General features: G+C 45.2%; 12 protein-coding genes. 3 read left to right on the top strand and 9 right to left on the bottom strand.

The features are described from left to right. Nucleotides 1-5: 5 nt before the first annotated feature. The gene (locus AB4Z29_RS18925; protein ID WP_441944575.1) at nt 6-1,301 is read right to left on the bottom strand and encodes an ABC transporter ATP-binding protein; all 1,296 of its coding nucleotides are present in this window, start codon (nt 1,299-1,301) and stop codon (nt 6-8) included. Nucleotides 1,302-1,314: 13 nt separating this feature from the next. Then, nucleotides 1,315-2,115 carry an ABC transporter permease gene (locus AB4Z29_RS18920; protein ID WP_441944574.1) on the bottom strand — a complete coding sequence of 267 codons (801 nt, stop codon included), beginning with the start codon at nt 2,113-2,115 and terminating at the stop codon, nt 1,315-1,317. Nucleotides 2,116-2,428: 313 nt separating this feature from the next. Between AB4Z29_RS18920 and AB4Z29_RS18915 the strand changes: the two genes are divergently transcribed. Then, nucleotides 2,429-4,696 (top strand): O-antigen ligase family protein, encoded by a 2,268-nt coding sequence (locus tag AB4Z29_RS18915; RefSeq protein WP_441944573.1) that lies wholly within the window; start codon nt 2,429-2,431, stop codon nt 4,694-4,696. A 241-nt stretch (nt 4,697-4,937) separates the two neighbouring features. On the opposite strand, the gene AB4Z29_RS18910 is transcribed toward AB4Z29_RS18915, so the two are convergent. The 6 genes from AB4Z29_RS18910 to AB4Z29_RS18885 all read right to left on the bottom strand — a co-directional run bounded on the left by AB4Z29_RS18910 (nt 4,938) and on the right by AB4Z29_RS18885 (nt 9,515). Next, complete coding sequence (locus AB4Z29_RS18910; RefSeq protein WP_441944572.1) at nt 4,938-5,735, bottom strand: ABC transporter permease; 798 nt, start codon at nt 5,733-5,735, stop codon at nt 4,938-4,940. Beyond that, entirely contained in the window at nt 5,728-6,648 is a 921-nt protein-coding gene (locus AB4Z29_RS18905; RefSeq protein ID WP_441944571.1) for an ABC transporter ATP-binding protein, read from the bottom strand. Before AB4Z29_RS18905 ends, AB4Z29_RS18910 begins: the two co-directional genes overlap by 8 nt. A gap of 90 nt (nt 6,649-6,738) precedes the next feature. Beyond that, nucleotides 6,739-6,987: a hypothetical protein gene (locus AB4Z29_RS18900; protein ID WP_415840002.1), complete on the bottom strand. Its 249-nt coding sequence runs from the start codon at nt 6,985-6,987 to the stop codon at nt 6,739-6,741. Nucleotides 6,988-7,086: 99 nt separating this feature from the next. After that, the gene (locus tag AB4Z29_RS18895) at nt 7,087-7,560 is read right to left on the bottom strand and encodes a hypothetical protein (RefSeq protein ID WP_441944570.1); all 474 of its coding nucleotides are present in this window, start codon (nt 7,558-7,560) and stop codon (nt 7,087-7,089) included. Between the two features lie 11 nt (nt 7,561-7,571). Further along, nucleotides 7,572-8,954, bottom strand: a complete 1,383-nt coding sequence (locus AB4Z29_RS18890) for a sugar phosphate nucleotidyltransferase (protein ID WP_441944569.1) — start codon at nt 8,952-8,954, stop codon at nt 7,572-7,574. Between the two features lie 48 nt (nt 8,955-9,002). Next, complete coding sequence (locus tag AB4Z29_RS18885; RefSeq protein WP_441944568.1) at nt 9,003-9,515, bottom strand: PilZ domain-containing protein; 513 nt, start codon at nt 9,513-9,515, stop codon at nt 9,003-9,005. A gap of 60 nt (nt 9,516-9,575) precedes the next feature. Here AB4Z29_RS18885 and AB4Z29_RS18880 point away from each other — a divergent pair, with 60 nt between their 5' ends. After that, on the top strand, nt 9,576-9,944 hold the full coding sequence (locus AB4Z29_RS18880; RefSeq protein WP_441944567.1) for a helix-turn-helix domain-containing protein: 369 nt from the start codon (nt 9,576-9,578) through the stop codon (nt 9,942-9,944). Nucleotides 9,945-10,291: 347 nt separating this feature from the next. Here the strand turns inward: AB4Z29_RS18880 and gltB are convergent, their stop codons facing one another. Next, entirely contained in the window at nt 10,292-14,896 is a 4,605-nt protein-coding gene (gene gltB / locus AB4Z29_RS18875) for a glutamate synthase large subunit (protein WP_441944566.1), read from the bottom strand. Nucleotides 14,897-15,555: 659 nt separating this feature from the next. Here gltB and AB4Z29_RS18870 point away from each other — a divergent pair. Then, nucleotides 15,556-16,128, top strand: a complete 573-nt coding sequence (locus AB4Z29_RS18870) for an SGNH/GDSL hydrolase family protein (RefSeq protein WP_441944565.1) — start codon at nt 15,556-15,558, stop codon at nt 16,126-16,128. The last annotated feature ends 1 nt before the right edge of the window (nt 16,129 follow it).

Below are 16,129 nucleotides of genomic sequence, written 5' to 3'. Positions count from 1 at the left end.
CTGACTCACCTTACTTTCTCTTTCATTTCGTACACCAGATCTATTTCACTTTCCAAATTTGCTATCCCAAAGCTTCTGTCTCCTAGCAATGGAAGTATTTTCATTTCGATAACATCATATCTTCGATCTAAAGGAATAATATCACCATCTAATAGTTCAACAAATCCAAGAGAAATATAATAATCACCGGGTATTAGTCTCATAATATGTTTAAAGGTCACTTCAACCTGCTCATCCTGAACTAATGCACGGAATGGCATATTTCGGAAGTATGTATTGGATCCATATACTTCAAGACCTTTGATTGATTTAATTGTCATTGCAAATATAGGCTGCTGTATCTCTTTTAACGCCTTCGCTTTGAATGAGACGATTAGTTCCTCACCAGTGATCACCGTTTGATTAAAATCATCAACTTTCCCGTTCACAAAAACCTCATTAATGACTCCATCATTATTTCCATACCGATATTCTTTTGTTATTGTCTCGTCAATCAGATTCGCTCTTTTGAAATCGTCAGACTCTTCAACAGTGAGAGCATCATTCTGTTTTTTTTCAGTCGGAAGAGAATAATTAGAAAACAAAATTTTTGTATAGTGGTTTACTACTTCATTAGGTTCCCCAATTTGAATCAGTCTTCCCTGATCTATTAGGATTACGCGGTCACAGATTTGACGAATGGTTTGCAGGTCATGCGAAACAACAATGATAGTTTTCCCTGAATTTTTTAGTGCTTTTATTTTTTCAAAGCATTTAAGCTGAAATCGGCCATCCCCCACCGACAAAGCTTCATCTACTATCAAGATTTCCGGATCAACATTTACTGAAACAGCAAATGCAAGCCGAACGTACATTCCACTTGAATAAGTTTTCACTGGTTGATCTATAAAGTCACCAATATCAGCAAATTTCAACACGTCGTCCATCCGTTTTTCGATTTCATTACGACTGATTCCAAGAATAGCAGCATTTAGATATACATTTTCTCTTCCTGTGAATTCGGGATTAAATCCACTACCTAACTCCAGCAATGCTGCAACACGGCCATTTAAACTTATGTTACCTGTAGTAGGCGTTAGTGTTCCCGCTATCATTTGTAACAATGTACTTTTTCCCGAACCATTCCTTCCTACAATCCCTACTGCTTCTCCCTGTAATATTTCAAAGGACAAGGGATTCAGAGCTACAAAATCCTTATAAAACTTTTTTTTCTTAGCAAATATCTGCTTTAAACGATCTGAGGGTTTTTTATATATTCGAAAGGTTTTTGACACATTAGTTACGTTAATTGCTGTTTTCATATATACACCTTTCTTACAAGACATCCGAAAAGCCTTGTTTAGTTTTTCTAAACCATATTAATCCTAGTATGCTAATGATAATCGAAGAAATTAATTGTATTAAATATGAGTTGATACTAGGTAGTTCGCCCCAAATAACAACGTTACGAATATTTTCAACAAAATAAGTTATAGGATTCAATTGATAAAACCACTTGAACTCATTAGGTATAACATCAATAGAATAAAAAATTGGACTTAACAACATAAGGGCCTGAACCGCAACACCAATGATTTGGCCTATATCTCGTAAAAACACTCCTATAGAAGACAAAAACCACGATAGTCCAAGAGTATATAAAATCAATGGTAAAAGAACAAACGGCAGCATAAGAATGCTCCAGCTTAAACCACTGCCGAAGATCTGTTGGAAAATGATAACTAGTAAAAAATTTATACTTGCATTAATCAAGGCTGATCCAACTGCTATAATTGAAAAAGTTTCCACAGGGAATACCACTTTTTTAACATAGTTAGGATTACTAGTAATCAAATGAGGTGATCTTGAAATAACTTCGGCAAACAAGTTGTATGTAGAAAGTCCACAAAAAATAATAATAGCAAACTCTATTGTACTAGAACTATCCGTTTTCCATTTGGCCTGAAAAATTTCTCCAAACACAAATGTATAAACGAGTAACATTAATAAGGGTGTAATTATAGTCCAAGTAAACCCTAATTGTGAGCCTTTGTAACGACTTAAGGTTTCTCTTTTTACAAATTGTAAAATGATACTCTTGTTCCGCTTTAAATATTGCATACCTCGTACAACCAACTATTCCATCTCCAAACTATAGTTTCAATTTAAATCAGTACACCGATTTAATCCATATAGGTGTGAAATCCATTCTCGTTATCTTACCAAAGTTCCTCCCATTTTCATACCTAATTCTCCTTCCAAAACCAAACAAATTGTAGAATTTTTGCGAAACGTCGCCGTATTCGACAAATCCCATTACCTACAAATTTGTAAACAACATACAAATTACATCCCTTCTATTCTAGTAATCTCCCCCCCTATTTGTTAAAATACAAACAGAAGCAACCGATATTTATATACATATAACAAGGATGAGGAGTACTTACGAATGAGCGCACGAACGAATGAAAAAGCCAATACGCCTGCGACAGCCGCTGATGTCGCGCTGTTGCGTTGGATTGGAACAATTGGTATCGCCTTATTTTTGGTCATTTTCCCTTACGAGAAAGGCTTGTTTAATGGTTATGAACTAGCTTTTGAGAAACCCATTTATACTGCCGCTATTTTCGGATATGTGCTGCTGATTGCCGCAGCCGCCTACGTTTACCGTAAAGCCCAGCATCACAGCTACAGGGGCTTTTTGTCGATTGGCGTCATGATTTTGCCGCTCATTTATTGGCTCTCTTCCTTTCAAGCCGTATCCAGCTATTATGCAAAGTTCATGACGCTTGTGTTCTTCTTGCTCGCAGCTTTATTTATTGCCAGCCTCTATCTGGCGGAGTCTAAGCAATCCCGCAAGACGATCGAATATGCGCTCATGCTTTCTTCCTACTTGATTGTCCTGCTTGGTATTTTCAACTTATTTGGTCAAATGTACTACAGAGACGCGCTTTGGCTAGCCCATGACGGCTACCGTCTATCCTCGGTTTTTCAATATTCAAATACGTATGCGGGCTTTCTCGTCGCATTATTTCTAGTTAGCCTTTATTATGCCGTACACTGTATTCGTCCTTCTGCACGAATCATTCATGCGGCTATGCTTGTTCCAATCTGGATCTCCTTCATGTTTACCTATTCACGCGGGGCAATCGTTGTTATTCCGGTCATGATCCTGGTTTTGCTTCCGTTTCTTCGTTTCACGAAACAAATTGCTTATCTCATTTTCATGGTTCTATCCGTAATTGTCTCTATGGCCATATTAGGCAAGCTCACAACGAATGCGGATGCAATTGCTAAACTTGTGCAGCCAACAGAAACGAAAGCTGAAAGTCCAATTTCCTTGTTCAGCTCTTTGCCGTTGCAGAACTGGGGACTCCTACTTCTAGGAATGATTGTGACGACTGTTCTAGTTATGCTCTATCATGCCAAAGTGAGCGGCTGGATGGAGACAAAGCTGTCCAAGGTTGCCACGCGCAAATGGTCCTTCGCAGCCATGCCTGTTATCGCTATAATACTGGCTGCTATAGCTGCCGGAAGCTTACTTGGCAGCAGTGCCATTCGCGGCTTGCTACCTGACAAAATTGCTACCCGCTTTGAGAACATTAACCTTCAGCAGCATAGCGTACTTGAACGACTAACCTTCTACAAAGACGGTCTTCATGTAGCCGAAGATTACCCGTTGCTTGGCGGCGGCGGCGGCGCTTGGCAGGCGATGTACGAGCAATATCAGAACAACCCATATTGGAGCCGACAAGCCCATAGCTTTTTCGTTCAAGTACTCGTTGAAAGCGGCTGGTTAGGACTAATCGCGCTAATTGCTTTTCTAGCATTTGTATATGGCTTATACATTAGAAAATTCATTCGCCATCCTGAGCTGCGCGGCAGTCACTTTATCTTTTTCATCTTCTCATTAGGCCTGCTTATGCACAGTGCGATTGATTTCGATATGAGCTATGTCTTTATCAGCGCAGTTGTCTTTATCTGCTTAGGTTCCATGCTTGCGCCTTACGGAAGCAAGCTTACGTTTGAGCGAATAAGTTTAAAAACAGTAACAGACCAAGGTTGGTTCAAGCTTGCTGTCCCATCTCTATTAGCGATACTGTCCCTATTTGCGATCATTATCGCCGCTCGTGAAACCAGTGCGGTTAATAAATACGATAAGACATACGCGCTTGCCGTTCAACAGCAGACTTCTCTAGATGAACTGCTTCCCATGCTGGACGAGGCTATTGATGCATCGCCTTCGCATTCCGCGTTTGCACTGACGAAAGTTAATTGGCTCGAGCAAGCCTATGCGCAGACGAGCAATGCTGAACTATTAGAGGATGCTATTCAAACCGTCAATCTCGGAAGAGAGGCGGATCCCTATAACCGTGTCCTGCTTATGTCCCAGTATCGTTTGTTCCAAACGAAAGGCTCATTCGACGAATCCTTGGATGTCATTGATGAAGGACTGAAAAAATTCCCTTGGGACATTAATTTGTATGAAGCAGCGATCACGTCCTATGTCAAAGCTTACGAAACGGCATTAACCGGTAAAAATGAGCTGAGCGCAGGAAAATATTCACAGCGCGTAAACGAACTATCCCTTGAAATACAAAGAAGAATTGATCAGCTGGCTGAATTGCCGCCTGAACAGCAGCAGGGTCGCTCCTTCGCCTTCACGCCGGCTATTGAACAAGCTCTTTCACAGCTTGAGTTAGCCTCTGCAAAATAAAGTTTTATCCCGAGAAAACGGCTCGTCTGCATGCTTTGTGTGCAGCGAGCCGTTTTTTCGTATGCATTGACAATTCTGGACAGCAACTGATCAGCCACATATTATGCACAAAAAAACCTTCAACACCACTAGAAAGTGGAGCTGAAGGTTTTTGTTCATTCAATATTACTTACAAAGCAGAAACTGAGTCTCAAAAAAAAGTATTTCGAGACAGCCCATCAACAGATCGATTCGTCTATTCCTATGAAGCAACATCTCGCTTTTTAAAAATATACCAGGTTAGCGCGATGAACACGACATAATATACACCAAGCACGGCTAGGGAATACCCTAAAGTCATGCCTTCTCTCATTGGATTACCATCTAAATACTGAGTTAGATTTAAGTGGATAAACAACAAATAATCGATCCACGTATAATCCAGCATGGCAATGAGTCCAACAAAGCTATTCACCCCAAGCAGCAGGAACAACGCAAATCCGATAGCAAGCCCGCTGCTGCGGAATATGGTGGACAGCATAAAAGCCAAGGTTACTGTCACAACCAGTGAAATCAGCGTTAAACCGTAGTATTTCAGCATATAGGAAAACGGGCTGCCGCCTTCCATCCCTACAAAGGTTGTTTCCGCATCTGGACCTGCATTTATTCCAAAACAAATCCAGTTCACGAGCATCGTGCTGCCAAACAAGATGATAGCAAGCAAAAGCGCGAATATCATAATCGATATATATTTAGACAATAGTATTTTGGAGCGCGACCACGGGCGGATCAGCAGCAATTTAATTGTCCCGCTCGTAAATTCTTCTGCGACTCCCCCAGCTGCGATAACAACTGTAAATATCGTTACGAGCAAGAACAAAATGGATGATTCCATAAAGGCTACATCCCACATCGAGGTGCTGCTTCTCTCACCGAATATAAGCCATAAAATCGATATTGTTAATACTAGTAAAACCAGGATCCCTGCCATTACCCACGTACGAGGACGACGGTAAATTTTCATATTCTCATTCTGAATCAGCGGCAAAAAATTACCCAATTCGTTCCCCTCCAGTCACTTCGAGGAATTGATCCTCTAATGTTTTGACTTGTGCACGAATACCGTATACTTTAATACCAGCGGCGACGAGCGAAGCATTGATTGCAGCTGTGCTCTCCCGATCTGCTTCTACCGCAATCGTATTGGCACCCTCCAGCTCACCTGACAGGCCTGCAGCTTGCAATACGTTAATTGCTGCTTGCGGTTGATCGATCTCAATGACGACCCGATTGCTTGCCTTAGCCGCGTGCTCCCCTCTAATCGTCCTTACATCAATCAGCTTCCCGTTCTGAATAATGGCTACTCGGTCACACATCAGCTCCATCTCGGAGAGCAAATGACTCGATACGAATACAGCGATGCCTTCTTCCTTGGACAATAGGCGCAAGTAATCACGAAGCTCGCGAATTCCTGCTGGATCCAAACCATTCGTCGGCTCATCCAATATGAGCAGCTGCGGTTTATGTAAGATGGCCTGAGCGACACCTAGACGTTGACGCATGCCGAGTGAGTATGTTTTAACCTTATCGCGAATGCGGCCTTCTAGTCCAACCAGCTTAACGACCTCATGAACACGATGCTCGGTAATGCCTGGAATCATCCGTGCGTAATGAATCAAATTATCGTAACCGCTTAAATATTTATACATTTCAGGATTTTCTACGATTGCCCCAACATGACGAATCGCTTTCTCGTATTCTTTGGTTATGCTGTGCCCGCCAATCGTAATTTCTCCGTCAGTGAGCGACATCAAACCCACCATCATGCGAATCGTTGTCGTTTTGCCTGATCCATTGGGTCCAAGAAAACCAAATACTTCCCCAAGCGGCAAGTCAAGCGTCAATCGATCAATGATCGTTCTTTTGCCAATTTTTTTAGTTACGTTATGCAATTTAACAATAGGCTGCTCCATATCCGTGCTCCTCCTTCAAAAATCCAAATCTTATTCATTATAAACGATCAAGGAAACAATTGGAAGTTTACAAAAAAATACACCTCCATCCTACAGCTGAGCTGCGGAATGGAGGCTTGAATTATCATTCGTTCGATAGGGCTGTATAACATGTTCGGCAACTTTCGCATCTGCGCGAAGGAACATTTTATAGTCATAGTTACTGGTCTTACCCGCCGTTCCTACTATAGCATCCAGCTTATCCTGCTCCACGCTGCATGCTAAGCAATAACCCATTGGATGTACCACTCGGAAAAAACCTGTTCGGAATAAAATATCCGCTTCAGGATTTGTAAGCATCTCCCTGCAACTAACACAATAAAAACGGTCCTTTGAACATATCATCCGATAGATCGCTCCCTCTCTCTTTCGTAATGATTGTATCAACTTTTTTTTAGATTAATGTCCATTTCCAATTGCAGACGCTCGATTATAACGTCTATGGGCAGCCCACCTTGATATTTTTCTCCAATAAGGGATTTGCAGTACTGCAGCCTCAATCAATCGCGAGCGCCAATGATGTACATAAATGGCTCTGCCGTCCCTATGAACGGCCCTCAGCTTGCCGATGATTTGTGAATAGGAAACAGGTAGCTCCGGCACATCATAGGTATCAGCTCGGAATGTATAAATAGCTGGCTGCTGTTCGTCATCTAAGTCAATGATTCGATATAACAAAAGCTGTCCTTCTTTGTTTACAAACAAGCACACATCGCCAATCTGCAGATCATTCTCTCGTACTTTAACGAATGTGGATACGTTCCCATCCTGGACGAGGGGATACATCGCATCTCCGTAGCACGTAATATCGATAGATCCTCTGCTAGCCATGACCTTCGCAATAATGACAGCCAGCTCATTCCGAACCATCATACTCTAGTCTCCTATACCATATTAATTTGACTAGTAATCTCATCCCAAGTGATACCGAGCCTAATGATGTCGTCATCCGCGATCTGCTCGCCTGTTTGAACTTCGATCAACTCCATATTTACGATGGCACGTACGCTATGACGGGTTCGCTCCGGTATCGTTATCGTATCCCCCGGTCCAATATGCCTATACATTTCATCAAGAATTAGAATCCCCTCTCCTGATAAAACCGTCCATGCTTCCTTGCGTTTGAAATGCATCTGATAGCTCATATTGTTTCCAGCTGCAATAAATAGTCTTTTGGTCATGCTATGTAATCCTGAAGCAAGTATAACGGAATCTACTACCTTAGAATGCCCCCAGCGCCGTTCCTCGTATTTAGGCTTCTCGTTCATGGACTGAAGCTTTGCATTCAACATCGAATCGGCGTCTTTATTAGCAACAAGAATCCCATCAGGGCTTGCAGCCACTATGATATTGTTCAATCCAACAATTGAGATCGGTATGTCTAGTTCATTAAATAGCTGCGACTGGTCGCTGTCATGCGAGATGTCTCCAGCCCCCATCCTCTCAAAGGCTATTTCCTGGGATAAGGTTTTCCATGTTCCTAGATCTTTCCACTGCCCATCATAACGAATAACAGAGCACAATGCCGTTTTTTGCGTAACCTCAGCCTCGAAGCTCGCTTTAGGCAGCTTATAATATTGCTTGTATAACTCATCGTAATGGATTGGCAGACCGCGGTTCATGAGCATTGTGATCATAAAATCAAGCTTAAAAGCATAAATGCCGGTATTCCATAGCGCACCTGCTTTTATCAATGCTGACGCTTCAGCCTCATATGGCTTTTCCTTGAATAGCCTTACTGACTGCTCATACGAGCCTTCTTCCTCGCTCAGCCAGCTCGATTCCGGAATGATATATCCATATTGCTCAGATGGGCAGCAAGGCTTGGTCCCGACCATAAGCAGTTCTGAGCGACTCTCTCTCTCCAGTTTCGGGAGTCCTCTGATACATGAAAAGAAATCACTTTCCACAAATGCGTCAACCGGCATTACGATGACCGTTTCACTTAAAGATACACCTGCAATCGAATACAAATAAGCAGAAGCTAATGCCACGGCTGGATATGTGTCCCGCTGCTCGGACTCAAGAATGACCGGTGCTTCTGAACCAAGCTGCCTCTGCAGCAGCTCGAGCTGATCGCGGCAGGTCGAAATCCGCGTATGCTCCTGCAGATCAGCCTCATCTAGCTGTCGCCATATTCGCTGCAGCATGGACTCCATCGTCCCATCAGGGCTTTCTAGCACCGACAAATACTGCTTGGCCCGGCTGCTGTTTGATAACGGCCATAGCCTTTTGCCAGACCCGCCGGATAACAAAATAATTTTCAAAGCATAAGCCCCCTTCTTACAGGTCCTCGCCTAATACCTGATCATGACCTATCCGCTGTAATGCAGCCTTTTCGTATTCAATAGCCGACTATATAAATAATGGATTTTTTGCTGCTGTGGCTGTCTCTCCAATATTTCCTGATTCATTACACCTATGATCAAAGAACGCAGCGTATTCGAGCATTCGAACAATACGCCATGTGCATATTGATTATCCTGTTTCGCATTCCATACGATTCGACCTCTCACAATAATTTGCACATTTGAGATCGTCATCCGAAATTCCACAAAATAATTATGCTGAACGGGCAAATGCAGACCCGACAGAAAGCACAAACCGCTTTGACTCAAATTAAGCAAAAGAACGGTAGTTGTCGAGGGAGTCAACTGCTGACCGTCTTTGCTAACCAATCTTAACTCTGCCTTTACGCCTTCCGTGAAGCGAAGCCTGATGTGGGCGCGCGAGGTATCGTTTGCATTCGTCGCCATTTGCCATTCCTCCATCGTACCTAGTAGATAATTTGATTCTTTTTCCTCATGAATTTCAGCAAATGTATGCATAATTCTCACATCCGTATTAGAATAGATAGACAGAAGTTTTTTCATTACAGGAGGCATTGGATGAATATCGGCAATCGACTTGCGGCACTTAGGGCTGAGCGGAAATGGACGCAGCTGCATACCTCTGCCGCGTTAGGTATCTCACGCGCCGCATTATCACATTATGAAAAAAACCGAAGAGAGCCCGACTCTGAAACGTTATTGAAGTTTGCAAACTTATTTCAAGTTACGGTCGACTATTTGGTTGGCAGAACATCCATCCGTGGCCAGCAATTAACCGATGGCGTGCGGAATTTTGTCGATCAACTCGAGCTTTCCGATGATGATCTGCTGAATAAATATCAACTGACCATCGATGGCCGGGTACTTACTGCTGAGGAAACAAAATGGTTCATTAACTTTGTACGTGCAGAACGATTGGAGAGCTAGTACCATCTACCACTGCAGGCCATTTGGCCTTGCATATCCCGATCTGCTCGAATATGTCATCTATTATAAGAACAATGAAGGGTGAAGAAATGACTGCTTCTTCTGTTGTCATCTTGACTTCTACTCTACTCATAAAAATAAACTCCTAATAGAAAAGTGATAATGATACCAATATTAACATCATTATACCCGACCCGCCGGATGGAATTTGTCAGTTAATGGACGCATCTTTTTTCTAATTTGGTGGCATTTTGTCGAAAAACAAAAGGGACTGTCGCCTGAAGTAATTATTGCTACTTCAGGGACAGTCCCTTATTTCAATCATTCAGTTACGACGCTTAAATATATTATTTCCCGCCTGCGCGCGCAAGCTCTCTTTTATTCGCTTCGAAGGCAGCAAGCAATGCTGCTTCCCCAACTAAACCGGTATCCTCAACCTTACGGATTTGCTCAAGCATACGTTTGTAATCCTTCGGAATAACTTTGACGAATTTCGACAAAGAAGCATCCCAATCATTCAGCAAACGTGATCCAATTGCGCTTTCCGTATATTGCACATGTGATTCAACCAAGCCCCGCAGCTCTGCTACATCGACCGAGTCCTCAAGACGCTCCAGCAATACCATTTCAAGATTGCAATGATTGTAGAAATCGCCTTTCTCGTCGTAGATGTATGCAACGCCGCCAGACATACCAGCCGCAAAGTTGCGACCTGTGTTGCCTAGGATAACGACACGTCCACCTGTCATATATTCGCAGCCATGATCGCCTACGCCTTCTACAACGACATTCGCTCCACTGTTACGAACAGCGAACCGTTCACCTGCTGCGCCACGGATATACGCTTGACCGCTAGTCGCGCCATATAGGGCAGTGTTGCCGATAATGACATTCTCCTCAGCCACGAAAGTTGCCTTTGGAGATGGTGCAACAATGATTTTACCGCCAGAGAGGCCTTTACCGACGTAGTCATTCGAATCGCCTTCGATCGAAAGCGTGATGCCTTTCGGTACGAATGCGCCAAAGCTCTGTCCAGCCGTCCCAACAAAATGGTAAGAAATCGTATCTTCTGGCAATCCGGCTGCACCGTAGCGGCGAGTAACCTCACTGCCTAGAATCGTACCGACAACACGGTTCGTATTCAGGATCGGGAAGGTACCGCGTACGCGTTCACCGTTCTCAAGCGCTGCTTGCGCAAGAGGAACCAGCTGCTGCATATCAAGCGATAGCTCAAGGCCATGGTTCTGCTCTTGGATGTTGTAGCGAACAGCATCCTGCGGAAGATCCGCTTCGTACAGCAAGCCTGAAAGATCGATGCCCTTCGCTTTGTAATGCTCGCGAAGCTGCTTCGTTTCAAGAATATCAACGCGTCCGACCATTTCTTGAATGGTACGGAAGCCAAGTTCAGCCATAATTTCACGCAGCTCTTCAGCAATGAAGCGCAGGTAGTTTACCACATGACTTGGATCACCCATGAATTTCTTGCGAAGCTCAGGGTTTTGCGTTGCTACACCAACAGGACATGTATCCAGCTGGCACACACGCATCATAATGCAGCCAAGCACGATGAGCGGTGCTGTAGAGAAGCCATACTCTTCCGCACCTAGCAATACTGCAATGGCAACATCTCGGCCATTCATCATTTTGCCATCCGTCTCAAGCACGACACGGTCACGCAATTTATTAAGCATGAGCGTTTGATGCGTTTCAGCTAAACCAAGCTCCCAAGGCAGACCCGCATGACGGATAGAACCCATTGGAGAGGCGCCTGTACCGCCATCATAGCCGCTGACCATGATAACATCAGCGCGGCCTTTCGCAACGCCAGTCGCGATCGTGCCTACACCAACGCCGGAAACGAGCTTAACGTTAATCCGTGCGCGCGGGTTGGCATTTTTCAAATCATGAACGAGCTCCGCCAAATCCTCAATAGAATATATATCATGATGCGGCGGCGGTGAAATGAGTCCTACGCCAGGAGTGGAGCCACGAACCTCAGCTACCCAAGGATAAACTTTAAGGCCAGGCAGCTGTCCGCCTTCACCGGGCTTCGCGCCTTGTGCCATTTTAATTTGAATCTCGTCRGCATTTACCAAGTAGTTGCTCGTTACGCCGAAACGTCCTGAAGCTACTTGTTTAATTGCACTGCGTCTGGAATCTCCATTCGCATCAGGGATAAAGCGCGCCGGATCTTCCCCGCCTTCGCCCGTATTCGATTTGCCGCCAAGACGGTTCATCGCGATAGCAAGGCTCTCATGCGCTTCTTTACTAATTGAACCAAACGACATTGCTCCGGTTTTGAAGCGTTTCACGATCGATTCGATCGATTCGATTTCGTCTAACGGAATCGCTTGACGTCCATCCTTGAATTGAAGCAAGGAACGCAGCGTCAAATGCTTCTTGTCCTCGCCTTGAACGAGCGTTGAGAATTTCTTGTACAGCTTGTAATCATTCGCGCGCGAAGCCATCTGAAGCGTATGGATCGTCTGCGGCGTGAACAAGTGATCCTCGCCGTCTTTGCGCCATTGGTAATCGCCGCCCGAATCAAGCTCCTTCTCGCTTCCCTCTTGCTCTGAGAATGCACGGTTGTGATGCTTCAACGTCTCTTCAGCAATCACATCAAGACCGATACCGCCGATACGTGAAGGCGTCCATGTGAAGTACTCGTTGATAACATCCTCTTTCAAGCCGAGTGCTTCAAAAATTTGAGCGCCGCGGTAGGATTGGATCGTCGAGATACCCATTTTGGACAATATTTTAATAACCCCTTTAGTGGCGGCTTTGATGAAGTTTTTCACTGCTTTATCATGTGACACGCCGCGCAGCATGCCTTGGCGAATCATATCGTCCAGCGTTTCGAAAGCCAGGTACGGGTTAACTGCGCTTACGCCGTAACCAAGCAGCAATGCAAAGTGATGCACTTCGCGCGGCTCGCCAGACTCAAGCAGAATAGCTACCTTCGTACGCGTACCTTGACGGATCAAATGGTGATGCAAAGCGGATACCGCAAGCAAAGCGGGAATTGCAGCATTGTCTTTGTCCACACCGCGATCGGATAGAATTAACAGGTTATGTCCCTTAGCGATTACGCGGTCAGCAGCTTCGCACATTTGTGTAAGCGCGGCGCGCAAGCCCGTTTCTCCTTCGCTTGCAGGGAAGAAGATCGGGAGCGTGATGGAACGGAAGCCAGGACGACGCACATGGCGCAGCTTAGCGAATTGCTCATTGGACAAAATCGGCGTATCCAGCTTGATATGGCGGCAGCTCTCCGGCTCCGGGTTAAGCAAGTTTCGTTCAGGTCCGATTGTCGTACCCGTTGCCGTAATGATTTCCTCGCGGATTGCATCGATCGGCGGGTTCGTTACCTGCGCGAACAATTGCTTGAAGTAGTTGTACAGGCGCTGCGGGCGCTCTGACAATACAGCAAGAGGCGCATCATAGCCCATCGAAGCAATCGGCTCTGCACCGCTGCCAGCCATAGGCTCAAGCACTTTCCGCACGTCCTCAAACGTATAGCCGAAAGCTTGCTGTCTCAATTGAACAGTGGCGTGATTCGGCTCGGGAAGCTCTGGCGCTTCAGGCAGATCCTCAAGATCGACGAGATGCTCATTCAACCATTCGCGGTAAGGATGCTCTGTCTCGATCTCCGCTTTCACTTCCTCATCAGAAATGATGCGGCCTTTCTCTGTATCAACTAAAAGCATGCGTCCTGGACGCAACCGGTCTTTGTACAAAATATCTTCAGGCGGAATCTCAACGGTTCCCGCTTCAGAGCCGAGAATAATATGATCATCCTTCGTTACGTAATAACGCGCAGGACGCAGACCATTGCGGTCAAGCACCGCACCGATTTTCACGCCGTCCGTAAAACCAAGCGCTGCCGGTCCGTCCCATGGCTCCATCAACGTACTGTGGTATTCATAGAACGCTTTGCGCTCGTCGCTCATGTTCTCATGGTTGGACCATGGTTCTGGAACCATCATCATTGCGGCATGTGCCATCGAACGGCCCGACAAGAACAGGAATTCAAGCGTATTATCGAACATAGCCGTATCAGAGCCGTCAGGGTTAATGACCGGCTTAATTTTCTCGATATCGTCACCGAACAGCTCCGTGGCAAACAACGTTTGACGGGCATGCATCCAGTTCACGTTGCCGCGAAGCGTATTGATCTCGCCATTGTGAATCATGTAATGGAAAGGATGCGCGCGTTCCCAGCTTGGGAACGTGTTTGTACTGAAACGGGAGTGCACGAGTGCCATTGCCGATACAACCGACTCATCGTTCAGCTCCGTGTAGAATGAGCGAACCTGCTCGGTTGTAAGCATCCCTTTATAAACGATCTTTCTCGAGGACAAGCTCGAGAAATAAAACATATTGCCGCCTTCTTTGCCGGCATAACGAATCGCAAGCTCCGAACGCTTACGAATCACATAGAGTTTGCGTTCGAACGCCATGTTGTCCTTCAAGCTATCGTTCATGCCAATAAATAGCTGACGAACATATGGCTTAACAGCCAATGCCGATTCACCTAGCTTCTTATCGTCCGTTGGTACTGTACGCCATCCGATTACCGATTGGTTCTCTTCCAGTACAATCGATTCCACTTCACGCTCAATTGCGGTGCGAGCAGCTTCATCCTGGGGCATGAAAATCATGCCTACGGCATAATGCCCTTCGGCAGGCAGCATGATTTCTTGCTTCTTTAATTCAGCTGCAAAAAAGGCATGCGGAATTTGAAGCAATATACCCGCTCCATCTCCTGTATTCGGTTCGCTGCCTTGACCGCCGCGATGCTCCATGTTCTCGAGCAGCATCAGCGCTTGGCGGATGACCTTGTGTGATTTGATTCCCTTGATGTTGGCCACAAAGCCCATGCCGCATGCATCTTTCTCAAACTGCGGATCATAGAGCCCCTGCTTAGGCGGCAATCCCAAAATATGTTCTTTCATTGTGTGCAACCTTTCTATGAGAAGATTTTTGGGTAAGCGTGAACGTGTTGAAAATAAGCATCGATGAATACGCATTTCGCTTCATTTTTCGCTTGTTTTATCATAGAATGGTAGCCAGCGAGGCGCATCGGCCTGCTCCTTTCCACCCATAAGCTAAACGGCTGCTGCTTCGACAAAAAGAGCGCATCCGATTAATTGACCATATACCGGGCCTATACCGCGACATTGCGATTATTATATTATTTTAACATTAGGCCATAACGGAATCAATTTAATATTTTCATAATTATTTGCACTATTTTACTACAATAGCATAGGAATACTGCCTTTATTAAGCAATGCTGAGACCGATTCACCGCGAAATACAAGCATAGCACAGTTCGCTGCTTCTATTTCCTTATATTTTATCAGAAGGAAGTGTTCCTGTTGTATAGCAAGTTAAGGAAAGTGGCCGTTCAGCCTGCAGCATGCGTTATAATTGCGTTTTTATTTGTAAGTACGTTTGCATGACTTCCTCTGATTGGCCATACCGTACGGGCAGAGTCTGCCTCCCCATCAAGCATGGCGGCTCCCGCCACAGCCAAAACCTACCGTATCGTCGCTGTCGGAGACTCTGTGACTGCAGGCTATGAGCATGGCTTCACCGAGCAGTCCATTCCATGCGGCTATGTAGAGTTACGAGCAAGCCTTATTTCACGGATACCGCAGCAGCTACGAGCTTATCGTCAGCGCCAAGCGGATATGAATCCGAGCTCGAATCGGCGCTGCGGCTAATGCTCCGACTCCAGCCCCAAGCGCAAATCATTGTAGTAGACCAATACTTGCCTATTCCCAAGCCGATAAGACTCGGCGCTCTTGTTTTTCCATTATACCCAGAAGCCGACCGTTTGTTCCTTGAAGCAAGCGTCAAGCAGCTATGTGAGCGCCTTAACCTCATCGTTCAACGGCTGGCAAAAGACGGCTATCATGTGAGGTCGCAAATTGCCATAGCAGCTTTCGTACATAACGAGCTCGGATACACATTAATTGCAGACGATGACATACATCCAAGCGATGCATGCTACGCGGCTATGGGGAAAGCATTCGCCAGGGCCAGTTGGGGTGATTTTCGCGAGGTAAAAACTGCGGTGCAGGAGCTGCCTATTCATAATGTTATCGATGGCAAAGAGCTGCTCGGCACGAGCGGCTCCCGCATTGTAATTACTATGCTTATTTGCCACTTTGCAGCGTAGC

The sequence above is a fragment of the Paenibacillus sp. 2TAB23 genome (assembly GCF_052115165.1).
Lineage (GTDB): Bacteria > Bacillota > Bacilli > Paenibacillales > Paenibacillaceae > Pristimantibacillus.
This window is presented reverse-complemented; position numbering and strand designations above follow the sequence as displayed.